This is a genomic window from Aneurinibacillus tyrosinisolvens (assembly GCF_001015055.1).
GTDB classification, from domain to species: domain Bacteria; phylum Bacillota; class Bacilli; order Aneurinibacillales; family Aneurinibacillaceae; genus Aneurinibacillus_A; species Aneurinibacillus_A tyrosinisolvens.
In genome coordinates this window covers 20,474-43,228 of sequence record NZ_BBWZ01000020.1, presented here as the reverse complement: position 1 = coordinate 43,228, position 22,755 = coordinate 20,474, and the positions used below count along the sequence as shown (strand labels likewise).

The following is a 22,755-nucleotide window of genomic DNA, read 5'->3' as shown; positions in this document are numbered from 1 at the left end:
AAAACTAGGCCAGCACCTTTTTAAAAAACTGCAGCGTTTTCACCCAGGCGTCACGTGCTGCATCCACATTATAAGAGGCACGGGTATCATTAAAGAAGGCATGGTGTGCTTCTTCATAAATTTCATACTTGAAATGCTTATCTAACTCCTTCATTGATTCAACAAAGCCGGGCACCTGATTCGTTATCCGGTGGTCAAGTCCGCCAAAAAATCCAGCTACCGGGCACTGAATTTTCTCTGCTTGCTCCCTCCCCGGCAAATTGCCGTAATAGATGACCGCACCGGCAAGCCGCGGTTCCTCACATGCAAGCAGGGCACTGAGTGCTCCGCCCATACAAAAACCAACCGAAGCGATTCTCTCGCCTGCACTGTATTGGTATCCCTGTAGAAAATCAACGGTCGCCTTTAAGGTTTGGACAAGCTGCGGAAAGCGGCCTAATCCGCCAAAAAGCGTTCCCAGTGTCTCTTTAAGTTCGTTACGCTCCGGAGCAGGGAGCTTTTCCAGCTCTTGATTGCGCAGGGCTTCATCGCCCCACGCCTGCGGCGGAACTGAATCTAAGAAGTCCTTAACCCGATCAATCCTTTCTTCTCCCATCATTTCGGAGCGGACGCCGTTCTCGGCGTACAAATCAGGCGCAACAGCCAGATAACCTGCCATGGCAATGCGGTCGGTAAGCTCGCGAATGTGCCTGTCCGTGCCCCAAATTTCCTGGATGACGATGACGGCCGGCAGCGGGCGCTCTACATGGGCGGGACGCGAGAGATAAAGCCTTCCATCCTGGCCATTCTGTGAAAAACTAATCCATTCGTTATGCAGCGACATTGTTAGACCTCCTTGAATTACTGTTGTATGTAGACAATATAGGAACGTATTCTTTTCAAACTTACCATAGCTCCCCATTACTTTCTACCTCATCTTTAAGGAGTGAAACCATAATAGAGAATGAGTATTCAGAAAGAAATGCCGCATAAACTATAATCCCGAGCAGTCCAGGAAGCCCGTATTATGTTCTCGGTGCCCAAAGCATGATCGAAACACCAACAAGGCAAATGATTGATCCGATCCAATCATAAAGGTCAGGTGTCTTCTTATCAATTCCCCACCCCCATAAAACAGCTAAAATAATAAACACGCCTCCATATGCCGCATAAACCCGCCCGAAAGACGGAAAGGTTTGCAAGGTCGGAATGATACCGTATAAAACAAGAATAAGGCTGCCAACAATGCCATACCAATACGAAGTTCCTTCGCGCAGCCATAGCCATACTAAATAGCCGCCTCCGATTTCTGCGAGACCGGCAAGTATAAAAAGAAGAATCGATTTTGTCACTGTATCTCCTCCTTCGGTCGTATATGCTTTTTAATAATACAACAACAAAGTCCGGAGTTCAGCCATGTAAGGCCAAATTCCGGACTTTTCGTTACCTGTTGCTTCAGTAAGGTGTTTATTTAATTACCGTTTCTGGAGGAGTAAACACTTCATAAACATTGTGCTTCGTTGTAATCTCGGTAATATACCAGTTTTTCTGAAGGGGTTCCGGATTCTTTTCCACTGTAACTGCTTTTTGCTGTTTACCGTGGCTGCCTTCAGAGGTTATTAATTCATACTCCAACGTATATTGCACTTTCACATCACTCACCTTGTTTACTTTTACGAAGCGAGCATGATCAATCCACGGACTTGAAGCGCCGGTGAGCCAACCGATTTTTTCAAACTTAGCACGCGTTTGCTTTTGCAGGGCTGGTGACAGCATTGCGTATTGAACCGCACCGGTGCGGCTTTTAATCCCTTTCATCCACCATTCGGCTGCTTCTTTAGGCTGTTCCGGCTGTAAACCATACAGAAAGGAATCGATCTGGGCCCGTAATAAATGTTTCTCAGGAACTTTAATCTCAATCGTTTTCTTTTTGTCATTCCACTTAACGGAGGCTCCTAATTTTTCCGCAATCCAGTGAATGGGAACTAGAATTTTGCCGTTCACAACCGTCATTTCTTCCGGGGGCAAGACTTCAACGCTCCCGATACGGATATGCACCTTGTCGGCGCCGTAAATTGTCCCGGCCGCAGTAAGAAAAACAAGCATTATTGACCCGATAACCGCCCATTTTTTGTATGTCATCTCTAATCCTCCATTAAAACATTGGCAAGTATAACTCGATTGTGGTTACATATTCCAACTCCTGTTTAGTATTCGATAAAGTTGATAATCAAATACACGGGCCGTTTTCGCTTCTCGAACTTATGATAAAATAGAGGGGATATAAAAAACCAGGAGGAAAGGTAAAGTGCCTGTATATTTGCGTTCCGTGGAAATTTTAGAAGAAAAAGTCCGTTCGTCTGCTCTGAATTCCTACCCTTTTACCATTCCAACGGTTAAAACATTGAATAAAATTGAATTCACGTCACCGATAACCTTTTTCGTTGGGGAAAATGGTTCCGGGAAATCAACACTGTTAGAGGCGATTGCCTATAAATGTGAGTTTAATACAGCTGGCGGAAGTAGAAATAATACATACGAAGTTGAATCTTCAAATGCAGCATTAGGAGAATATGTTCGTCTTTCATGGCTGCCTAAAATCAATCACGGGTTCTTTTTACGGGCAGAAAGCTTTTATCATTTTGCCAGCCATTTAGATCAGTTAGCAAGGGAAGACCGCACCTTTAGATACCAGGGATATGGCGGGAAATCACTGCACCATCAATCACATGGAGAATCTTTTCTCTCTTTGTTTATAAATCGTTTTGGAAAGAAGGGAATCTATTTACTAGATGAACCGGAGGCGGCGCTTTCTCCTTCACGCCAGCTTTCTTTCTTGCGTCTGCTGCATGAAATGAACAAAGAAGGAAATTCACAGTTCATTATCGCCACTCATTCTCCTATTCTTCTTGGATATCCGGACACCCAAATTTTAAACTTCGATACAGCGCCGATTTCCCCCATTTCATATGAAGAAACATCCCATTATTTTATCACGAGGCATTTTTTAGAAAAAAGAAAAGAATTTCTAAACGAGTTATTCGCTGAGGATTAGCACACTGGAGAAAACACCTTTGTTTTAGGGTTCAGTCTTTCATGACGCCTGGCCTGACAAACATCATGAAATTTTTCACCCTCATTGGATCGATAAAAGCTATCGGCTTCTTTCGCTGCCAGTGTAATTTGCATTCTGCTTATTGGCGGGCATCTATTTGGGCGAATTTTCGAACCGCTTTTTGACGGTTATTTACCTCCAATTTGGAGTAAATAGAGGAAACATAATTGCGCACTGTTCCTTCCGCTAAAAATAACCTGGATGCAATTTCCTTATAGCGAAGCCCTTCCGATAAACATTCTAAAATCTTAATTTCCCGATCCGTTAAATTATATACATCATTATATTGAGGCACAGGTTTTGCTTTTTCTTTCCCAAGGTTTTGAAAGATTTCATACGCCATCTCTTGCGAAATCATGGTCCCCCCACGGTAAACCACTCGAATGATATCGACAAGCTCTTTGGGTGACATCGACTTTAACAAATACCCCTCCGCACCGCTTTGCAGGGCTTCCCCAGCGTAAGTCAGCTCCTGGAATGTCGTCAGCATAATCACACGGATTTCAGGCCATCTCTGCTTGATTTCCTGCGTCGCAGCAATTCCATCCACCTCCGGCATATGTACGTCCATTAAAATCACATGGGGCCTCGTACGCTCGCATTGTTCAATCGCAGCCCTTCCATTATCCGCTACCACTACTTCGAGGTCTTTTTCCCTCCCCAGCAATGTTTGCAGGCTCTCTCGGATTAATAGTTGATCATCTACTACAAGCACCCGGATTTCCTTTTCTCTCAATTCTTTATTTCTTGGAATGATACAGGTAACAACAGTGCCTTCGCCCGGATCGGAATGAACATGCAAGGAACCTTGCAGCAGCGATAAACGCTCTTTCATCCCCTTCAAACCGAACCCATAATCTAATTCGCCGCTTCCCTGTCCATCATCCTGAATCTGCAATCGAATGTGTTGAGGTTCATAATGGGCCGTTATTTGGATGGCCCTGGCATTTCCATGGCGAATGGCATTTGTTAATGATTCCTGCAAACAGCGAACTAATGTGAGCTTCGCTTGCCTGGGAATCGGATATTCTTCCCCGATAAGGCGGTAGATAGCCCTTACTCCCGTGGCCCTGTGAAACTCCTCAGCCATTTGAGAGAGGGATGCTTCTTCTACGGGCGCCATATCATGAACGTGACAGCGTATCGCTTCCAAACTACTCCTCGTTAATGGCAATAAGGTATCAATCTTTTTATGTATTTCTTCCAAAGATTCCAGGGAACGAACGGTTTCCAGCCCCATGATAAGGGAAGTTATCGTATGTCCCAGCGTGTCATGCAGCTCCCGGGATAGCCGGTTTCGCTCTTCCAGAACGGTGATTTGCTCCACCTTTGCAGCATATTGTTCGAGAATTTTCCGCTCATACACTTGCTTATTTGTATATAGCAAAAGATGGCAGAAAAGGCCGACCCCATATGCAATGGCATACACAAAGAGAATCGTAAGAAAGTCTTCGAACGAGCGCTGACTCATTCCGGCCCATAGGTAGGGGAACAAAACAACGATAACAGGAATTGTCCAGCGATAGGCTTTCTTTTCGTTATAGAACGCGACAGTAAAACTCATAATCGAGGTGGCATACATCCAACTGATAGTATCAGGAAAACATAATGATAAATAGAACGTTAAACTTCCGCTGAGCAATAACTCTAAGAGAATATAATAACGGTAATCAATTGTCACATAATAAAACGGAATGACCAGTGAAGCGGCAGCATAGCCCACAATTAACCATAACGGGCCTATTATATCGGGTGAATAGCGAACCATTAAGATAAGGTTTATTACAAACCAGCATAAGCGAAGAAAAAACACGCACCCATCATACCATTTCCATCTATTCATTTGTGAAACCTCTCTATATCAAAGTCAAAAACACTCCCATTATAGCATTTTTTATTGGATGACAAATACGATGACATACATCACTTTTCTTTATGATGATATCTTTCATATGATGAAACCGTGATTTTGAAAGGAAGTCTGTGCGAAATGACTTCCAGCCAGGATCATCTAATCTATGATGGAGGGGTTTCATGAAAGTTCGATATATTACGATCGCAGTTGTATTATTCATTGTTTTTTTTATCTTCTCTTCTTTTAATGCAACAAAGGATCCGGTATCAGATAACCAATTTGTTGCACAACTACAAGACCAGGTTCCAAAACTTATGAGCGATACGCATACACCTGGTGTTGCCGTTGCTTTGATTCATCATGGCCAGGTTGAAAAGATTCTGACCTTCGGCTTTGCCGATCGGGAGAAACGCATCCCCATTACTCGTGATACGTTGTTCAACGCCGCTTCCCTATCGAAAAGCATTACAGCCTGGGGCGTCTTGAAGTTAGTTGAACAACAAAAGCTGGATTTAGATCAGCCTGTGGAACGATATATATCACGATGGCACCTGCCCGATTCCTCATTCAGTAAGTCTGATGTAACAATTCGCCGGCTGTTAAGCCATACAGCAGGGCTGTCGCTGCATGGCTATAACGGATATCCACCGGACACAACCTTACCCACATTAGAACAGTCCCTTTCCGGTCAGAACAATGGATCCGGAGAACTGCGGATTATCAACACACCCGGTTCGCGTTATATGTACTCAGGAGGCGGATATACGTTGCTTCAACTGGCCATTGCAGAGAGTACACATGACATTTTCACTGGATTTATGTAGAAAGAAGTATTGGCACCTTTAGGCATGACACGCAGCTCTTTCACATGGAATCCTGGCATGCAGTCCTCGATGGCTCTTCCTTATGATGCTAAGGGAGCCCTTTTGCCAGCGTATCTTTTCCGTGAAGAAGCCGCTGCAGGATTGTATACAAGCATTAAAGATTATGCAGCCTTCGTTGCTGCCAACGCCGATGGCAAGGGAATTTTACAGCCTTCGACACTTACTTCTATGTTCACGCCCATCACTATTCATCCTGATTTGATCAATCGCATGCATAATGTATTCGAACAAAAGTATGGGCTGGGGTTCGTCATCGAACAAAAGCATGGCAATACCATTATTGGACACACGGGAAATAACCCGGGGTATAACCATGCCTTCAAGTTTATTCCGGCACAGGGAGACAGGATTGTCGTTTTCAGTAACGGCGATAACAAAAGCGTCTATAAATCTGTTTTGAAAGAATGGCAATACGGGAGGGGATTATAATGGCGATGCTTCGTACTACTTTAAAACTGTCCCTGATTTTAACCTCTATTGTTATCCTTCTGTCCGCCTTGTTTCTGGGATATATGACGATTGGACGCGGAACAACCCCTGCTATATCAAGCCCGTATAGCATCGCTTCCCTGGAAACGGACAAAATAGGAGGGGTCGGGCAGACGATTTTGATTCGCGGCACGAACCAGGCCAATCCGGTTCTCCTATGGCTGCACGGAGGACCCGGTGAATCGGAAATGCGATTGCGCAGCTACCAGGCCGAGTTAGAGAAGCATTTCGTTGTAGTGAATTGGGATCAACGCGGCGCCGGTAAGTCTTATTCAGATCAAATGAAGGCGGATTCCTTAAACGTGAAACAGTTTGTTTCCGATGCCCATGAACTGATTACGATGCTAAAACAGCGTTTTCATACCGATAAAATTTACCTGGCTGGACATTCCTGGGGCACGGTTCTGGGAGTTAAACTGGTGCAGCAGTACCCAAATGATTTTTATGCTTATATAGGTGTCGGGCAAGTGGTAGATATCGTTGAAGGAATGGAGGTTTCATATGATTTTGTGTTGGATACCGCAAGAAAAGAAAACAATCAGGAAGCGATTAAACAACTGAAACAACTAAAGAAACCTAGCCATTCATTAGGCGTGGAGAACTTAAAAATATGGGGTGCATTGATAAATTGGGTAACCACTTTCCAGGGAAGCGAGTATCACAATCACAGACTAAAAGAAGTGGCCACCATGCTAAATGCATCCGAATATAGTCTTTCTGATTGGGTCTCGCGAAAAGATGGAGCCACTTTAACAAAAAATTCGAAAGTTTATGAGGAATTATTGGATGTGCATTTTCTAGAACAAGTGCCAGAATTAACAGTGCCTGCTTACTTCTGCCAGGGAACGCATGATTACCACACGCCGTTCGCCCTTGTTGAACGATTCTATAAGCAAATAAAAACACCTAAAAAACAGCTGATTCCTTTTACCGAATCCGCACATTCCCCTGAGGTTGAAGAATCAGAGAGGTTTGCATCTGTTCTCATTCAAATTAAGAAGGATACCTATCTCCCATGAAATCTTTTTCTAATGGGCAAATGAACTTTTTCGTATCCTGGCCAGTCCTTTTACTTGTAATGCTAAAAATATGGAGGAAATAAATCATGACGCTACTTACATTCGATTATTATCTGTTTCAACTCGTAAATCATCTCGCTGTTGTATACCCTTATCTAAACCCTGTTATGGGCTTTTTAGCCCAGGACGGTGAATACTTATTTTACCTTGGGGTTATTTTTTATTGGTTTACAGGCAAGAAAGAGAACCGGTGGATGGTCATCCAGTCTTTACTTGCCGCCTGTGTGGCCCTTGGTATTAGCGGCTTAATTGGCGACTTCCTGTACCGCAGCCGTCCGTTTGTCACCCACCATGTCATTCAGTTAATCCCCCATGCTGCAAATGCCTCTTTTCCGAGTGATCATCCACAGGCGCTTTTGTTATCGCTGCATCCTTTTGGCTGTTCCGTAAAAAAGGATCCTGGGCCTGGCTTGCATTAGCCGCCGGTGTTGCTTTTTCCCGTATTTGGGTAGGTGTACATTATCCTGGTGATGTAGTTGCCGGTATGCTTCTGGGGTCGATATGCGCGGGAGCAATGCAAAAGTGGCTGCCAAAAGCCACCGTTATTACCCAGCTCTTTCAGTGGGGGCTTTCTCTATACGAGGGAGTAGAAGGCAGAGTTTTACCGGTAAACCGCAACAGAACGAATTGAATAAAGAAAGGGTGTGAAGGTTATGAAGAAGGCATGGGTATTGTTACCTGTCCTTAGCCTGTTTGTTATGAGCGCCTGTTCGCCGCGCAGCAATACTGAGAGTGTGAACGCCGCGCAAACGAACCAACTATCTGTTACGAGCAGCCACACCGCTGTATTACCCGCCAAAAAAATCGACCATATCGTCGTGGTCGTAGAGGAAAACCATTCCCAGCAGGAGATCATCGGAAATCGAAATGCGCCCTATATTAACTCACTTGCGAAACAGGGAGCCACTTTTACGAATTATCATGCTGTCGAACACCCAAGCCAGCCTAATTATTTGGATTTATTCTCGGGAGCAAATCAGGGGGTTACGAATGATGCAGTACCTCACCGTTCATTCGCGACTGAAAACTTAGGAAGTGAATTGCTGAAAAAGAAGCTCACATTTGGCGGCTATTCAGAGGACCTTCCGTCCATCGGGTATACCGGTAGCCAGCAGTTAAAAAAGGGCGGAACGTATGCGCGTAAACACAACCCCTGGGTTAACTTCAGCAACCTGCCGGTCCGTGTAAATATGCGTTTCACTGACTTCCCTAAAGAATACAGCAAGTTACCTGCTGTTTCATTTATTATTCCTAATATGAAACATGACATGCATGATGGCACCATCAGAGAGGCGGATAACTGGCTCAAGAATAACCTGGATAGCTATGTTCAGTGGGCGAAGACGCATAATAGCCTGCTCATTGTGACATGGGATGAAGATGACCGATCACAAAACAATAAAATCCCTACCTTCTTTGTCGGACCGATGGTTCGTATGGGCACATACACGGAAAATCTAAACCACTTCAATCTGCTTCATACGCTGGAAGACCTTTACGGGTTACCTCATGCGGGAAAAAGCAAGGCCGCTGCCTCTATCAGCGGTGTTTGGAAGTAAATATGAAAACGAGCCAGCCTTTTTATTCGGCTGGCTCGTTTATTATTCCGTTATTTTCCTCTCTTTTTCCACACGCTATACATAAGATATAGCAATGTAACGATAACTGCGGCAATCATAATCGGTTGGACATATGGGCGGGCCATTTGGTTAATTTGGTTCCAATTCCCCCCTAATTGAATGCCCAGGTAGATAAATAAAATCGACCACGGAATGACCGCACATACCGTGTAAATAGTAAACTTCGCTATCGGCATCCGGGCAATTCCCGCAGGGATTGAAATAGCATGTCTTACAACGGGGATAAAGCGTGCGGTAAAAATAACACCGGAACCATAACGATTAAACCAGTGTTCCGCGATATCTATATGGCGTTTATGGATTAAAATATACTTCCCATACTTCTCCAAAAACGGTCTTCCCCCATAATATCCAATCCAGTAAATGAACAGCTGGGCAATCGTCCCGCCAATCGTTCCCGCAATGACCGCTCCAAGTAAAGAAATTTCCCCTTGCGCGACGAGAAATCCGGCATAGGCTAATACAATCTCACTTGGAATCACCTCAATCATGAGCCCTAATGCAACTCCTATATAACCCAGACTCGCCAATGAAAGTAAAATTGTGTGAATGAAATCCTGCATTTTCTCTCTCCCTCTCTCTAATGTAACAATGTTAATGTGCTTTTTTTTTCCATCCTAGTGGGACAAAGGAGCATCTCCTTGAATAAAATTCCCAGTGCCCGAGCAGCCCGACAGCTAAAAGCGCTGTTTGGGGTGAAAACATCGGAAAGTCAAACAGTCCGGTAATAAGGATAACCGGAACTAAAAACAAGAAAGCATCTAGAAATTCTTTGTGGATGCGGTTGGCTTTCAGCGTTAATAAAAGCCGGTACAAAAGGACAGCGACCATCAGCAAAAACGCCAGGCCTCCCATCGTACCATAGCTCACAAAAAAATAGAGAAAAATATTATGCGGATGAGCGACATACTGACCAATAACCGCTTTATAAATATCCTGGAATCCGTTTGGCGTCACGCCAAACAGTGGATGTTTTTCCCATATGCTCAAGCTTGTTTCCCATATAAGCTTTCGATCGCTCATGGACTCTCCTAAGCTTTCACTTCGCGGTAACCATTTCATCAATAGCGGACAGGATACCAAAAAGCCGATAAGCGCAAAAATGCCGTTCTTCAAACGAAGGCGGAAGAAAAAGAAGAAAAACAGCAAGATCATAGCGGCAAAGCCGGTACGTGACCCTGTTTCTATAATGGCTGTAGATAAAACGAGCAGGCAGCCGATGAATAATGCAGTAATTCTTCGTTTTCTTTGATGTATTTTGTACAGCCATACTACGAGCAGGAGTGCCAGAGCATAGAGCAGCAAAAAGGAAGCAAAATTAGGATTATAGGTACTTCCGAATAAGCGATCCATTTGATCATAGCCAAACAGCCTCGTACCCGTTAACAAACCCCATATCCCATTCGTTGAAAATCCAACATGGAACAGGATTTGCATCCACCCTAACAGGGCGATATATAATCCCCCGCCTATGCTAATCCATATCCAATTCCGAAAAAGGTATAGGGTGCCGTGCTGTTTTACATAAAGATAAAAACCCAGATATCCTATCACAAGAAGCAAAGAAGCTAAATACGTTATGTTATGAAGTTCAATAGAGGCTGCGATAGAAGAAATCAACAAACTTAAAAAGAAAAAAATGCCGACTGTAAAATCAATCGGTGTCCGCCAGCGGATGACCCGATATATTTGGACCAAGCCCATCAATAAAAGCCAGGCAATCCCAATGGGGGCAATATATATAACAAAACCATGCCCGGTTCAAGTCTGCCTATTTTCACCTTTTGAAACGCTTGGATTAACTTTGCTTTTATAGGCCGCTCCTTATAAGTGAACATCCCGTTCTCCTTTCTTCTTTTCTTTGGATGGCGAATGCCATCCAGTGCGATGATACAGAAAACTTTATCCGTTCACTTGGACCATAAGTTCTATATTGGAAGAGACAAGCTGGCTTCGCTCCTGCTTCCACATCGTATGCACTTTTAAAAGATGATTTAACGTTTGAAAAGGCTCTTCACCTTTCCGAGCTCTATCCGCATTTTTCTGCATGGCACATAACAACTCCTGATTATCCAGCATCTTATCCAGCTGTATTGCCATATCATGGTAGGTCCCCGCTGTTAATGCCACGCCTAACTGTACAAGTAAACGCGCATTCGCCTTTTCCTGTTCCAGAATGGGCTTATACAGCAGCATTGGCACTTTCATTGCTACTGCCTCCGATACTGTAATCCCGCCCGGCTTCGTCAATACCATGTCTGATACAGCCATAAATTCATGTATACAGTTCACCATACCCGTAATTAAAACATGATGTTTCGTTTCATGGAATGCTTTGGCTACCTGCCGCCGCAATTTTTTGTTGTCTCCACATACAATAATGAACTGGGTTGGTTTTTCTACCTTAGCGAGGGTTGAAATATCACAAGAATTCATTAATCCCCATCCGCCACCCATGACGAGCACCGTAGGAAGGTCTGAACGTAACCCATGCTTCTTTAGCAATTCCTGTTTTTTATACTCATAGTAAAATACAGGGCGAACCGGGATGCCCGTAACAAACACTTTTTTAGCTGGCACTCCGAATCGGGACAATTCTTCCCGGACTGTTTCTGAGCCGACCAGATAGTAATCGGTGTGTGGGTGCGCCCATGTATAATGCGCTGTATAGTCAGTAACGACCGTGACAGACGGTACAGTCGTTCGTCCCATTTCTTTTAACAATGATACCGCTTCTGCCGCTAATGAGAACGTGCTGATGACCATTTCAGGCTGCAATTCATCCAGAATCTCGCCTAACCGCTCAACTCCAAGGCGATTCAGCTGAGTAAGACACGATGTAACCGGATATCCCCCATGCAATTTACGATAAAAATAGTTGTATACGCCGGGAACTCTCTTGACCGTTTGTTTAAATCCATAGTGACTAATGGGGTGTAAATAGGGATGGATTTTTTGCATATAATTAATAATAATGGGTTCAGCTTCCCCACCATACTGCACGATATAATCACAAAGAGCCTGTGCTGCCTGCCAATGCCCTTGTCCGTAATCCCCAGTTAAGATAAGAATTTTTGTTTTTTTCATACCCTTATATCCTCTGCCTTTTTATTTGTAGCAATAGTTTCAATGAAATGTCCAATTCGCATAGATCATTTAAGGATTACTCTGTATTCTCCTCGACAGCGTACATAACAGTTTAACGTATATTGAAAAGACGGTTAGAAGGTATGATAAGTTCAGATGAAATAAATGGAATTTTTTACAGCTGGCTTTTGCCGTAAAAGTGATCGTTTATGAAAATAAGCTATAGAATAAAGTACACCAAATACGTTTATTTTTATACCTGCTATGTAAATAATTTTATAATATTATTTGCAGTTTCAGGCTTTAATTCGCACGTATTACATAAAAAGGTACAAGAATAGTATACAACACTTGCCAAACATGCGAGGTTCCATTTTTTTTTAATTTTTGTTATCCCCTGTTCATCATCCCCGCCAAAGCATAAAAAAACCACAGAGTTAGTTACTCTGTGGTCGGCATCTAGGCGATCACAGCTTCCCCCGTCCCCTTCTCAGAAACTCAGCGATTCTAGAACGTAAAAGCTTGCTATTTGACGAAACTTATATTACTCCCTCTAAACCCGGTTTGTAAAGAACAAATTCAATCAAGGAAACACACTTTATAAACGATTAAAGGCTATATAGGCTGGAGGTTGTCTATGGTAAATGTACCGTTTTGACGTGCTGTAAGCTCCAATATACCGTTTCCCTTTCGGCTGTAATTAGGGAAAGCCTGTTATTGTCTACCTTATGCAACAGCCCTATTTTTTCGCTGTTGTTTCCGCCGTCTATAACAATGATTTGATTCTCTAATTTTTTACACTGCTCTTCGAAAGTTCTGGCTAACGGAACGGAAATCGGATTAACCGGGAGGTGCTGATTGCTTAGTGAATAAGGCGTTGCATCCTGTTCGTACGGGATCAGCCATTTCACATGGTCCATAGAAATAAACAGTGTTTTATACACAGGAGAATAAAAAACAAAGTAGTCGTTCATGATGCTCGTTAAATACCCATGAATCGATTTATTCCCTGTCACATAAATTTGGACAAACTGTCCTTTAGCGTTGGTGAGTATTTTACGAAACGAAATCGAATGGGAATCGCTTTCAATCGGTTTTTCCGGAGGAGGGCCAAATCCGAGGGTTTCCTCTATTCTGGTTTCTTTCAACCGCTGAATATGAACAACCGGAATGTAGTAGAAGGATGAGGCGATATTATTGTATACGACAATAATATCCAGCCCCGCGTCTACCAGAATGCCATTGCAGTAATTTTTCCCTGAAATTTCAACATCTACATTTTTTCCTATGAGGTGAGCAAAATCACTCATATAATTTCTCCTTTCTTCCCGTATGATATATTTATTGTTAAAACAACCAGGAAACCCAGTAATACAAGACAACAAGTGTAAATAGCGTTGCAGGGGGAATGACGACAAGCGTGATTTTTACATATTGCCACCATGTGATTTTTACTTTCCCACGCCTTATGATATGCATCCACATGAGCGTAGCCAGCGTTCCCATGGGAAGCAGCAGCGCCCCCATGTCGCTTCCAATCACACTGGCCAGGTATGAGATTTTTAGGGTGAGCGGATTAAGATGCATATTCGTTAGCGTGAGGGTTCCTATCATGAGCGCGGGGTGATTATTAAATAGATTGGATAGAATCGTGAGGAGGGTTCCCATCATGACACTTGCATGCAGCAGGCTTCCAGAAACCATGGGATGCATGAAATCGATGAGCCACGCCGTTAAACCGATGTTATGCAGCCCGTAAATAATGACGTACATACTAAAGGCGAAGACGAGAATGTACCATGGCGTTTTTTTCAGCATATCGGTCGGAGGAATCTTTAAGTGAAACCACCTCCACCCTAATAATACAAGCGAGCCAAAGACAGCCATGACAGAGACAGGAATCCCCACAAAAGAAGCAACAAAGAGGCTGATACGGACAGCAAATACGAAAAGAAGGATGTTTCGCATAAACCGGGAACGTTCCTTGTCTAACGAAAGAGAAGATTTCGTTTTGAGGGGATGGTAAGCGGGGGCGGTAAGGCCGGATATCTTAACAGGAACGGTGCGCGGAAGGGCTTTGTAAAAACGAAGGAACAGGAGCCCGGCGAGGAACAATAAACCAAGCGTTGCGGGAACAAACATCATGGCCGTATGCATATATAAATCCATATGCACGATTTTCAGCGCGATTAGATTGACGATATTGCTTACTCCAATCGGGGCGCTGGAAGCGGTAGCGATTAAGCCCCCGGACAGTAAATACGGGATTTTTTGATGGTTTTTGAGACCCATGTTGTTTAGAAGCATGACTAGAATCGGGGTTGTGATCAAAATGCTGCCGTCGTTATTGAAGAAAAGGGTCATGAGAAAACACAATAGATTGACATACCAGAATAAGCGAATGCCTGACCCCCTCGCTTTGGCAGCGAGCTTCTCCGCGACCCAGTGAAAGAATCCAAAGCTTTCCAATACAATAGCCATCACAATCGTCGCTATAATGGTGATGGCTGCACCACTTATCGTTTCCGTGATTTGGCCTAAATCCGATAACGAAACACTTCCAATGAGCAAAATCAAAATCGCACCCACTGTGGCCGGAATCGCCTCATTGACTCCCCTCGGCCTCCAAAGAATAAAGATGAGCGTAACCAAAAAAGATAAAATGGTCATCCAAACCATAGGCTGAAACACAGTTTTCCTCCTTTCATTCTAGCTGGTTATTCATGTTGTGGTGCAATGATGGAGTCTGTTTCATGTACAAGTCAGCGCTTGTCCCTCCCTTCCATCTATCCTCCTAATGAACTTGTACTTTATTTATATGTACCCGGAATAAGAAAAGCGCTGGGCAAGTCCTTATCTTTTCACAATTCCACTGGCACCTATTATTTTGTTTCCATTAATAACATGGTTAGGAGCCTCCGCGGCCTGATTCAGCAAATCGACTTTACAATTAAGCAGGTTGCTGCCTCCTCTGAACAATTAACGGCGAATGCAGGAGAAAGCAGTAAAGCCAGTGAAGTCATCGCTCATACCATTCAGGAAGTAGCGGTTGGTTCTGAAAGGCAAGTCCACAGCGTAGGGAAAAGCTCAAAAACAGTAGCAGAAATGTCAACCAGCGTGCAGCGTATAGCAATGAGTTCACAAAATGTAACAGATGCAGCGATCCATGCTTTGGAAACAGCGCTGACAGGTAACCAGGCAATCGAAACGGCAATTAAACAAATGAATTCGATCAGCCGTACAACAGACAGTCTGGCGGAAACGGTGAAGGGATTAGGGGAGCGTTCACAAGAAATCGAACAAATTATCGAAGTCATCACGGAAATTTCCACCCAAACAAACCTGTTGGCACTCAATGCAGCGATTGAAGCGGCTAGAGCAGGAGAGCACGGGCGTGGCTTCGCTATCGTAGCCGATGAAGTCCGCAAATTGGCGGAGCAATCGGGTTCATCTGCGCAAAAGATTGCACAGCTCATTGCCACCATTCAGAAAGAAACGAATCAGGCGGTTCAGTCCATGCAGACAGCTACGAAGGAAGTAGCCGACGGTATCGAGACGGTGAACACAGCCGGTGCCTCCTTCGGACAAATCCAACAATCTGTCAATGAGGTAGATAACCAAATTAAAGGAATTTCGACAGCTGTACAACAGGTGGTGACAGGAACTGAACAAATGGTCCATTCTATCGATATTGTTACAAGAGTAGCAGAAGAAGCCGCCGCCGGAACACAGAACGTTTCAGCGGCGGCCGAGGAACAATTGGCTTCCATGCAGGAAATTACCGCTTCTTCCTCATCTCTTTCCCAGATGGCGGACGAGCTGCAGACCTTAGTCAAGAAGTTTAAGGTTTAGAGGGTGTTTTCCGGCCTGCTGCAACGGCTAGCAGAACTATCAGAGCTGTCACTATGGTGCTTGTTGCAATATCCTCCCCAACCAAAAGCGAAGAGCCAAGAAGGGTAAGGAAGGGCTGTAAATATTGCAATTGGCTTACCTTTGCTATACCACCAAGCGCCAGGCCATGATACCAGGCAATGAAGGCGATAAACTGGCTCACTATACTCACATAGCCAAAACTAAACCATACTTCCAGGGGGGCACCGAGCATTCCCCAGGATAAATCCATAGCTACAGGCCAAATTAAGATGGGAAAGGCAAGCACTAATGCCCAGCAGATGACTTGCCATCCTCCCAGCTTGCGTGCCAGATTCCCCCCTTCTGCATAACCAACTGCAGCTGACAATACGGCTCCAGCGAGAGCCAGATCTGCCGGTTGAAAGCTCCCAAATCCTTCTTCGTAAGCGTAAAATACTACCGCAACACAACCAGCTATACTTGATAGCCAAAAAACAGTGGATCTGTTATTTATGTAGGAAGTCTTTCGAAAACCGTTGCTCCTGGACTTCGAATTGGCTGGTTAGTAGGTCCCGAATCCGTTATAGAACGCCTGGCCGACTCTAAGCAGCAAATGGATTTTGGGATTAATGTCATTACCCAGCAGCTTGTTTACAGCTATTTCTCATCGAATCTGTGGCAAATCCAGATTGATAGGCTGAGACTGGCACTTGCCCGTCGTCAGCAGAAGATGATACGGGCTTTAGAGAAATATGGAAATGACCAAATCGAATGGACCGTGCCTGATGGCAGTTACCATGTGTGGTGCCGTCTGAAAACTCCGGTACGGGAGGCCGATTTATTAGAGAAAGGAATTAATGAAGGTGTTCTATTTGTCCCTGGGAGTGTGTATGGTGCCGACAAAGGATATATACGGCTAACCCATGCCTGGGAAGATGAAAGTAAAATTGAAGAAGGTGTTTTTCGATTGTGTAACGTGCTGAAAACCCTTTAACTCTTGCTTTAGTTTACCTGCGGTAAAAGAATAGAAAATTCTGTCCCAATGCCTTTTTCACTGGTCACTCGCACTCTGCCTTCGAGGGACTGGATAATTTGGAAACTAACCATCATGCCTAATCCTGTCCCATTTTCTTTCAGGGAATAAAACGGTGATCCAAGCCTGTCAATCTGTTCTTTCATCATGCCAACTCCCTGGTCTTTAATGCCAATCTCTATGTATCCACCATCGGTTGGTGTACAGGTTACCGAAACCATTCCACCGTTTGGCATCGACTCAATCGCATTTTTCAAAATATTAATAAGACATTGGTTCAATCTTTGAGCATCCGCATGAATCCAACAGTCATCACTAATCGCAGTTTTAATCGTGATATTTTGATGCATAGAAAAAGTTTGAGCCATATTTATTACGCGCCGTAATTGATAACCGGCATCTATTCTTTGGTTGTTGTTTGTTGAGGGTTTTCCAAAAGACAACAGATCATTAATAATTTCATTTACACGATCCAGTTCCTCAATGGAGATCTGGATGTATTCCTTCTTTTCAGCAGGTAAATCAGGTTCATTTAGAAGCTGAAGAAAACCACGGATAACTTGCATAGGATTCCTAATTTCATGGGCGAACACGCTTGTCAGCTCACTCATAACCCGCAGCTTTTCTGAGTTTTGCACCTCTAACCGCAGCTGGTGAATTTCTCTAATATTTTCGTTTAATGTAGTGAAGAACCAGGTAGCAAGGGCTATAAAAATAAGATGAATCCCCTGTACCTTCAGGTTTTCTGGCGAAATACCTCTTAGAATGCAAAACCAGGCAATTCCAATAAGAGAGCAGTAACATGATAGGCAGGCGGCAATTTTAATCCTCTTGCTTTTTTTCGCTCTGTGAAATGATTCCTGAAAAAATAATAGTACGGGGACAGAGAATAACACAGCAAGGATACTATTGTAAAATCCGGTATCAATTCCAAAATACAACCGGTAAAGGGTGACAAGGGCTGATAGGAGTATACCGGTGCTAAATCCTCCGTGCAACGTCCCCAACACTAGAGGAACTATCCTTATATCCAAATGGTAGCCCTGGCCAAAACTTACTGGAAAGGACATGCAAAGTAAGATGGATAACCCGCATAATGCCGACATTACTACCTTTTTAATTTTACTATTCTTTAGCCTCTCCGCAAAGAATGTATGGTAAGTAAACAGGGGGATTGCTATAAGCGTTAGTTGCAGCAAAAAATCCTTTATCACATTCATTTTCGTTACCTTCCACATTCTCTTATATAATTAAATACTATAATATAATCACGATCACCATGTTCATTGTGTTTATAGCTATAAAAATATTTATGTTTTAAAAAAGCACCTTTACCAATTTGGCAGAGGTGCTTTGTGTTAGTTCGACGATCGCTTTGTAACTTTCTTACAATTACACTATCAACTTAATTATCACTTTGAGTTTTGCTTTTCCCGGAACAAAGGCTAGCTTTTGTATCTAGCCCCCTCTATCCTTTTGCCTATATTACCATATTTACCATGCAAAGAGAACTGTGTATCCGAAATGTCTGAATTATTCTCTAAAACATACGAATTGCCTATTCCAGGTGGTGTGGCCCTTCAACGTTATGAAGCCACGCCACCATATCCTTTTGGAACCTTTGATACATACCAGTTGTTATCAAACTGTTGAACGGTCAAATTGAGTGTAGCTATTTTTTTTCGACCGGTAGAATCTATAAGAATATAATCCACTGCATAATCCCAACTTTTTTCTCCGGTCTTTTTTCCGTTGAGTTTATAACTTGCAATCCATGGACTAGAACCTGGTAGTTTCCAATCCCATTGCTCATATGCTTTAAGCCATTCCGGAGTTCGCAAATTAGGGGCTGACACAGCAAATTGTATTGCACCGTTCCGATTCTTAAGACCTTCAAACCATAATCGCACGGTTTCTTCCGGGGTCTTTGGTGCAATTGCTTTTTCCAGCTGCTCTATTCGTTTTTGAAGAGATGCTTGTGACACCTTGACTTGGACGGTGTTTGGATGAACCCGGGGAATACTTGTACCAATTTCTTTAGCAGAATCCTTCAAGGATATCATTAGCGTATGATACATTGACAATGTTTTCATTTCTGCAACATTATTCGCTGCGATAGAATGATGCAAGATTTCCGAAGTTTCTTGTACGGAAGCCGCATCAACAGAATGAATCGATACAATGACCAAAAAAATGAATGTTAAGGTTAAGAATCTTATTTTTTTCATGTTATCACCTCAAGTTTTATCATTCCCCCTGACCTTAAAACCAAGTCAACTTATATTTATTGTAAATAGATAAGCTTTTAAAAGACGGATTATGAAAAATATGGTAAAATAAAAATAGTTATTTTCGCCCAGAATTTTTACACAATGATAGATTACATAATGAAGAGGGGGCTTATTTTGAAACGTATGATTACGCTTGCTGCATCAGTGGCTATCACTTGCGGAATGGTATTTCTTCCACTTCCCGGGCATTCTGCTGGAGTATTCGCAGCAAAAAAAACGGTACAAAAGCAAAAACCTGCCACTGTTACAATTAAAAAGAAAGACTTTACGTACATAGGGCAAGTTGTAAAAGGCGTACCCAATGGCCAGGGGAAGCTAGACGGAAAACTGGATGGCATTGTCTTTCACTTTGTCGGAGAGTTTAGAAAGGGAGAGCCTTATAACGGAAAAGGCTCGATGGCAGGCATAATGGACGGAGCAACCATTTTCTTCTCAGGACAGATAAAGAATGGTGAACCGTTCGCTGGGTCTATTAAGTTTAAAGGATTGTTGGATGGTGACAGCGTCACGTTTGAAGGAACGATGCAGAATGGACAGTTATATGAGGGAAAATTAAGCGGAAAAACGGAAGACGGTTCTATTTTCACCTTCAATGGAAAACTAAAAAACAATGAACCGTATAACGGGCATCTTATTATGGATAGCAAAGACGATGCCGGGGAGCCGCTGCATGTTGAAACCGATGTCGTAAACGGGGAAACAGTAGATTTTTAAAATCTATGGAAGCAAAGAAGCGCTTTTTTGATTGCTAAAATACAGCAAGACTTATCCTATATCTTTTTTATTTGTAAATAACTGTAATATTAAATTATAATTCAGGGTACCTTACCACTGAGATTATCTGATATCAAATCCAAGTGTAAAGGGTGAGACGTACCTTGAGACAAAAACTAAAGCTATATTTGGCTGCAGCAAGCACTTTAATTTCCCTCTTAAGTTTTACCGTAAGTGCTTCCGCAGCAGCACAGGCAACCGATCCTCCTAAACCGCCGCTTCCGCATTCCCATCAACCATTCAAAGTACCAGTCACAAAAAGCACAGAACAATGGTCTGTTACAATGGGAGAAGCCATACTGGACGAACCCGGCATGTTAAAATCAAAACGTGGTATTTTTGATGTGTACAGTGTAGTGGTAAAAAACAACGGGAGAACCCTTGACAATGTAGCCGTTGATGTATATCGAAATGAACCAAACTCATCGACTAAATTCGGATTGTTCTCAAATTCATCTGAAACGTCCAGAAGCGGGGAACGTTTACTTCTGCATCAGAATTTTCCTATATCCTTTAAGGCAAATGAGATTGAAGTCGTTGTATCCTGGCAGGATCCAAGCACAATAGCGAAGGACGGCAAAACAAAGCTTGCAGGTAGAAAGTACAAACAATCATTTACATTCACACGAGGTTAAAGGGCAGTAAATATGAGGATCCATAAAAGCCCTTACTGTTTAGGATACAGGAGGGCTTTACTTATGCATGGTAGTGGAACTTCTCCTTCATTCTGCTCTATTTTTAGGACCTAACTTTATTACATAGTCAATAGCTAGAAAAGGAATACCAAACATCCACATCCGGTGCTTCGCACGAAGTCCTCTCCTTTCATTAATGGTGATATGGAACGTTTCATTAAGAGGAAGCCGCAGGCGAAGATAACGAAAAAAATAGTAAATGCCTTCATCCCCTTTTCCCAGCGGATCAGGCAGGCTCGTTAAAATCAGCCCATCCGCCTCATCGTGTTCAACCCGCAGCACCCCGGTCATATTTCCAGATGGGAGCGGCAGGGCGATATTCATATAGGTCCTTCTTTCACCCCCATGATGAGAATACACCGCAACAAAAATTGTTTTCCCGCTCTCTTTGTCCCAACGCACCCATGCCCGCACATTCCTTCTTCCGTCCCGCTCACTGTGGATTGGGATTATTGCACCTTCCATATTTTGCTGTTCTTTTTCGTTATTTAGGGGGAGGTTTAACTGTTCCACTTTTTCACTAATGCGCTTATATACACGGGATAAAAACACAAATCCACGCAGCCACCGCGTTTGCGCAAACAATGAATACTCCGTCGTCTGTTCATAAAACGCCCGGATTTCCGGGTGAATGCGCATCGGATCAAATGTTTCACTCTTATAGATGGAGAAATCATCGACTAATCCTTTAACCGGAAGACGGGACGTATCAACCCAGCGGTTCCGCTCCAGAAAATCGCGGCTGATTCTCCACTGCCCACGCATCCGGCTATGCGGAAAATCCAGCATATTCGCACGCGGTTCCGGCCGAATTATTCCCCAGGCAAGAAGCCCCAACAGCACAAAACCGAAGGCATTCCCTGTACCGTGCACAAGCACCATGTCCCCAATAGAGACAATCTGAACGCCAAAACCCCGTCCGATTCCGTAGCAAACGGCAAATCCCATTGTTACAAGGAGGGCAAGGGAGGAGACTGTTAGGAATATCCTAGCATTTCTGTTCTTTATCGCAGTCAGAACAAGACGAACAGTATAATATACATACACGAGCATACCAGCAGCAAATAACACAACCGCTATCCATTCAAACATCCGGGAATACGTAATCCCAACAGCGATTAGCATCGGGCTTATCACATTTCCGGCGGCCACCCACCGGTATATCCGCGTTTTTTCCCGCATCCGGCCCGCCAATCCTGTAAAAATCGGGGCAGCGAGGGAAGAAAAGTGAAAATGAATGGCCGTCAATAAAATAATGACGCTGCCAAAATGCATGATATCGAAGCTAAAACGGTGCGCCGCAAACCAGAATCCACCCAGCGGCATGTATATAAATCCAGCATCAATGCAAAATTCTTCTAAAAAATAGAATCCTCTTTTTAAAAAACGGAGCAGTCCATAAAGCCCTATCAAGCATGTAACGAGCACCCAGCCCAGCGAGAGCGCACCCGCAACTCCTCCAGCGGGAAGTAAAAAAGACAGGGCTCCCAGCGCCCCCATCGGCAGTTGTAAGTATTGTATCGTTTGATAGAGACGGGATGGCGTCCCGTTTTGGTTCGGATCCTCCGCCACAAAAAGAAAGAGTGGCACCGTAACGAAAAACGCAAACAGCAGCAGCCGCTCTATGTATCCTGCCGGAAGCAGCCACACGCTTAGGAGCCACAGGAACAGACCGGCCAACGTTTGGACGTACATTCCTCTTTAATTACAAGTCCGAACCCAATGTTCGTCTGGTATAAAAACCTCTGTGGGACGGATTCGTCAGGCCGGGGCAAGTACTTAATGTGCGAAAACCGCAAATCCCACTGTTCATGCTTTTCCGAATCCTGTGTGTAATCCCATACCATGTCCCGGTTTGATCGAATGAATGTTTCTACATAAATGGGCTTTTGTTTTTTCATAATAGGCGCACCGCCTTTGCTTTGTTTACTGAATGCTATTAATCTAAATAACCTGTTTCCGGCGGAATACCGAAAACAGGT

Annotated in this window: 23 protein-coding genes and 1 pseudogene; 10 read left to right on the top strand and 14 right to left on the bottom strand. The window is 43.6% G+C overall.

All coding sequences use genetic code 11. The annotated features are described in order from the left end of the window. Positions 1 to 4 precede the first annotated feature (4 nt). The 3 genes from MBEAL2_RS16950 to MBEAL2_RS16940 form a co-directional block, all read right to left on the bottom strand. Complete coding sequence (locus MBEAL2_RS16950) at positions 5 to 823, bottom strand: dienelactone hydrolase family protein (RefSeq protein WP_047153456.1); 819 nt, start codon at positions 821 to 823, stop codon at positions 5 to 7. Positions 824 to 1,004: 181 nt separating this feature from the next. After that, positions 1,005 to 1,331 (bottom strand): YnfA family protein, encoded by a 327-nt coding sequence (locus MBEAL2_RS16945; RefSeq protein WP_047153455.1) that lies wholly within the window; start codon positions 1,329 to 1,331, stop codon positions 1,005 to 1,007. Positions 1,332 to 1,446: 115 nt separating this feature from the next. Then, positions 1,447 to 2,121 (bottom strand): stalk domain-containing protein, encoded by a 675-nt coding sequence (locus tag MBEAL2_RS16940; RefSeq protein WP_082129987.1) that lies wholly within the window; start codon positions 2,119 to 2,121, stop codon positions 1,447 to 1,449. A gap of 166 nt (positions 2,122 to 2,287) precedes the next feature. Between MBEAL2_RS16940 and MBEAL2_RS16935 the strand changes: the two genes are divergently transcribed. Continuing rightward, a complete protein-coding gene (locus MBEAL2_RS16935) occupies positions 2,288 to 3,034 on the top strand; it encodes an AAA family ATPase (protein ID WP_047153454.1) in 747 nt (248 codons plus the stop codon). 139 nt (positions 3,035 to 3,173) lie between these two features. Here MBEAL2_RS16935 and MBEAL2_RS16930 read toward each other — a convergent pair whose 3' ends face one another. Beyond that, on the bottom strand, positions 3,174 to 4,937 hold the full coding sequence (locus tag MBEAL2_RS16930; RefSeq protein ID WP_047153453.1) for a helix-turn-helix transcriptional regulator: 1,764 nt from the start codon (positions 4,935 to 4,937) through the stop codon (positions 3,174 to 3,176). Between the two features lie 191 nt (positions 4,938 to 5,128). On the opposite strand from MBEAL2_RS16930, the pseudogene MBEAL2_RS32980 reads away from it, so the two are divergent. From MBEAL2_RS32980 to MBEAL2_RS16910, 5 genes and pseudogenes are all read left to right on the top strand, one after another. Then, positions 5,129 to 6,262, top strand: a pseudogene (locus tag MBEAL2_RS32980) (serine hydrolase domain-containing protein). After that, on the top strand, positions 6,262 to 7,341 hold the full coding sequence (locus MBEAL2_RS16920; RefSeq protein ID WP_052947774.1) for an alpha/beta fold hydrolase: 1,080 nt from the start codon (positions 6,262 to 6,264) through the stop codon (positions 7,339 to 7,341). The pseudogene MBEAL2_RS32980 and the gene MBEAL2_RS16920 overlap by 1 nt, the downstream one beginning before the upstream one ends. A gap of 86 nt (positions 7,342 to 7,427) precedes the next feature. After that, on the top strand, positions 7,428 to 7,820 hold the full coding sequence (locus MBEAL2_RS31175; RefSeq protein WP_152667822.1) for a phosphatase PAP2 family protein: 393 nt from the start codon (positions 7,428 to 7,430) through the stop codon (positions 7,818 to 7,820). Continuing rightward, entirely contained in the window at positions 7,763 to 8,032 is a 270-nt protein-coding gene (locus MBEAL2_RS34005) for a phosphatase PAP2 family protein (RefSeq protein ID WP_152667824.1), read from the top strand. The genes MBEAL2_RS31175 and MBEAL2_RS34005 overlap by 58 nt, the downstream gene beginning before the upstream one ends. A gap of 22 nt (positions 8,033 to 8,054) precedes the next feature. Further along, entirely contained in the window at positions 8,055 to 8,960 is a 906-nt protein-coding gene (locus MBEAL2_RS16910; protein WP_052947773.1) for an alkaline phosphatase family protein, read from the top strand. Between the two features lie 50 nt (positions 8,961 to 9,010). Here MBEAL2_RS16910 and uptA read toward each other — a convergent pair whose 3' ends face one another. The 5 genes from uptA to MBEAL2_RS16885 form a co-directional block, all read right to left on the bottom strand. Further along, positions 9,011 to 9,604 (bottom strand): undecaprenyl phosphate transporter UptA, encoded by a 594-nt coding sequence (uptA, locus tag MBEAL2_RS16905; protein ID WP_047153452.1) that lies wholly within the window; start codon positions 9,602 to 9,604, stop codon positions 9,011 to 9,013. Between the two features lie 31 nt (positions 9,605 to 9,635). Beyond that, on the bottom strand, positions 9,636 to 10,745 hold the full coding sequence (locus MBEAL2_RS16900; RefSeq protein WP_047153451.1) for an O-antigen ligase family protein: 1,110 nt from the start codon (positions 10,743 to 10,745) through the stop codon (positions 9,636 to 9,638). Positions 10,746 to 10,943: 198 nt separating this feature from the next. Then, positions 10,944 to 12,128: an MGDG synthase family glycosyltransferase gene (locus tag MBEAL2_RS16895; RefSeq protein ID WP_047153450.1), complete on the bottom strand. Its 1,185-nt coding sequence runs from the start codon at positions 12,126 to 12,128 to the stop codon at positions 10,944 to 10,946. Between the two features lie 635 nt (positions 12,129 to 12,763). Further along, positions 12,764 to 13,438: a YwrJ family protein gene (locus MBEAL2_RS16890; RefSeq protein ID WP_047153449.1), complete on the bottom strand. Its 675-nt coding sequence runs from the start codon at positions 13,436 to 13,438 to the stop codon at positions 12,764 to 12,766. A 37-nt stretch (positions 13,439 to 13,475) separates the two neighbouring features. After that, a complete protein-coding gene (locus tag MBEAL2_RS16885; RefSeq protein WP_047153482.1) occupies positions 13,476 to 14,807 on the bottom strand; it encodes an arsenic transporter in 1,332 nt (443 codons plus the stop codon). 57 nt (positions 14,808 to 14,864) lie between these two features. Here MBEAL2_RS16885 and MBEAL2_RS16880 point away from each other — a divergent pair, with 57 nt between their 5' ends. Continuing rightward, positions 14,865 to 15,980: a methyl-accepting chemotaxis protein gene (locus MBEAL2_RS16880; RefSeq protein ID WP_082129985.1), complete on the top strand. Its 1,116-nt coding sequence runs from the start codon at positions 14,865 to 14,867 to the stop codon at positions 15,978 to 15,980. On the opposite strand, the gene MBEAL2_RS16875 is transcribed toward MBEAL2_RS16880, so the two are convergent. Beyond that, the gene (locus tag MBEAL2_RS16875) at positions 15,970 to 16,389 is read right to left on the bottom strand and encodes an EamA family transporter (protein WP_269082484.1); all 420 of its coding nucleotides are present in this window, start codon (positions 16,387 to 16,389) and stop codon (positions 15,970 to 15,972) included. The genes MBEAL2_RS16880 and MBEAL2_RS16875 overlap by 11 nt on opposite strands. Before the next feature lie 99 nt (positions 16,390 to 16,488). Here MBEAL2_RS16875 and MBEAL2_RS16870 point away from each other — a divergent pair, with 99 nt between their 5' ends. Further along, entirely contained in the window at positions 16,489 to 16,974 is a 486-nt protein-coding gene (locus MBEAL2_RS16870) for an aminotransferase class I/II-fold pyridoxal phosphate-dependent enzyme (protein ID WP_082129984.1), read from the top strand. Positions 16,975 to 16,982: 8 nt separating this feature from the next. Here the strand turns inward: MBEAL2_RS16870 and MBEAL2_RS16865 are convergent, their stop codons facing one another. Then, positions 16,983 to 18,233, bottom strand: coding sequence for an ATP-binding protein (locus MBEAL2_RS16865; RefSeq protein WP_047153446.1), 1,251 nt, complete (start codon positions 18,231 to 18,233; stop codon positions 16,983 to 16,985). 366 nt (positions 18,234 to 18,599) lie between these two features. After that, entirely contained in the window at positions 18,600 to 19,241 is a 642-nt protein-coding gene (locus tag MBEAL2_RS16860) for a hypothetical protein (protein ID WP_047153445.1), read from the bottom strand. A gap of 177 nt (positions 19,242 to 19,418) precedes the next feature. Between MBEAL2_RS16860 and MBEAL2_RS16855 the strand changes: the two genes are divergently transcribed. Continuing rightward, a complete protein-coding gene (locus MBEAL2_RS16855; RefSeq protein WP_047153444.1) occupies positions 19,419 to 20,018 on the top strand; it encodes an MORN repeat-containing protein in 600 nt (199 codons plus the stop codon). Between the two features lie 164 nt (positions 20,019 to 20,182). Then, positions 20,183 to 20,713 (top strand): YozF family protein, encoded by a 531-nt coding sequence (locus tag MBEAL2_RS16850; RefSeq protein WP_047153443.1) that lies wholly within the window; start codon positions 20,183 to 20,185, stop codon positions 20,711 to 20,713. An 87-nt stretch (positions 20,714 to 20,800) separates the two neighbouring features. On the opposite strand, the gene MBEAL2_RS16845 is transcribed toward MBEAL2_RS16850, so the two are convergent. Both MBEAL2_RS16845 and MBEAL2_RS31165 read right to left on the bottom strand, forming a co-directional pair. After that, on the bottom strand, positions 20,801 to 22,468 hold the full coding sequence (locus tag MBEAL2_RS16845) for a YndJ family protein (protein WP_082129982.1): 1,668 nt from the start codon (positions 22,466 to 22,468) through the stop codon (positions 20,801 to 20,803). After that, positions 22,426 to 22,674, bottom strand: coding sequence for a hypothetical protein (locus MBEAL2_RS31165; RefSeq protein ID WP_047153441.1), 249 nt, complete (start codon positions 22,672 to 22,674; stop codon positions 22,426 to 22,428). The genes MBEAL2_RS16845 and MBEAL2_RS31165 overlap by 43 nt, the downstream gene beginning before the upstream one ends. Positions 22,675 to 22,755 lie beyond the last annotated feature (81 nt).

Bases quoted from the DNA above. Each gene is read 5' to 3' on its own strand.
- MBEAL2_RS16950 (WP_047153456.1), bottom strand. From the start codon at position 823: ATGTCGCTGCATAACGAATGGATTAGTTTTTCACAGAATGGCCAGGAT.
- MBEAL2_RS16940 (WP_082129987.1), bottom strand. From the start codon at position 2,121: ATGACATACAAAAAATGGGCGGTTATCGGGTCAATAATGCTTGTTTTT.
- MBEAL2_RS16930 (WP_047153453.1), bottom strand. From the start codon at position 4,937: ATGAATAGATGGAAATGGTATGATGGGTGCGTGTTTTTTCTTCGCTTA.
- MBEAL2_RS16920 (WP_052947774.1), top strand. From the start codon at position 6,262: ATGGCGATGCTTCGTACTACTTTAAAACTGTCCCTGATTTTAACCTCT.
- MBEAL2_RS31175 (WP_152667822.1), top strand. From the start codon at position 7,428: ATGACGCTACTTACATTCGATTATTATCTGTTTCAACTCGTAAATCAT.
- MBEAL2_RS16910 (WP_052947773.1), top strand. From the start codon at position 8,055: ATGAAGAAGGCATGGGTATTGTTACCTGTCCTTAGCCTGTTTGTTATG.
- uptA (WP_047153452.1), bottom strand. From the start codon at position 9,604: ATGCAGGATTTCATTCACACAATTTTACTTTCATTGGCGAGTCTGGGT.
- MBEAL2_RS16900 (WP_047153451.1), bottom strand. From the start codon at position 10,745: ATGGGCTTGGTCCAAATATATCGGGTCATCCGCTGGCGGACACCGATT.
- MBEAL2_RS16895 (WP_047153450.1), bottom strand. From the start codon at position 12,128: ATGAAAAAAACAAAAATTCTTATCTTAACTGGGGATTACGGACAAGGG.
- MBEAL2_RS16890 (WP_047153449.1), bottom strand. From the start codon at position 13,438: ATGAGTGATTTTGCTCACCTCATAGGAAAAAATGTAGATGTTGAAATT.
- MBEAL2_RS16885 (WP_047153482.1), bottom strand. From the start codon at position 14,807: ATGGTTTGGATGACCATTTTATCTTTTTTGGTTACGCTCATCTTTATT.
- MBEAL2_RS16880 (WP_082129985.1), top strand. From the start codon at position 14,865: ATGATGGAGTCTGTTTCATGTACAAGTCAGCGCTTGTCCCTCCCTTCC.
- MBEAL2_RS16865 (WP_047153446.1), bottom strand. From the start codon at position 18,233: ATGAATGTGATAAAGGATTTTTTGCTGCAACTAACGCTTATAGCAATC.
- MBEAL2_RS16860 (WP_047153445.1), bottom strand. From the start codon at position 19,241: ATGAAAAAAATAAGATTCTTAACCTTAACATTCATTTTTTTGGTCATT.
- MBEAL2_RS16845 (WP_082129982.1), bottom strand. From the start codon at position 22,468: ATGTACGTCCAAACGTTGGCCGGTCTGTTCCTGTGGCTCCTAAGCGTG.
- MBEAL2_RS31165 (WP_047153441.1), bottom strand. From the start codon at position 22,674: ATGAAAAAACAAAAGCCCATTTATGTAGAAACATTCATTCGATCAAAC.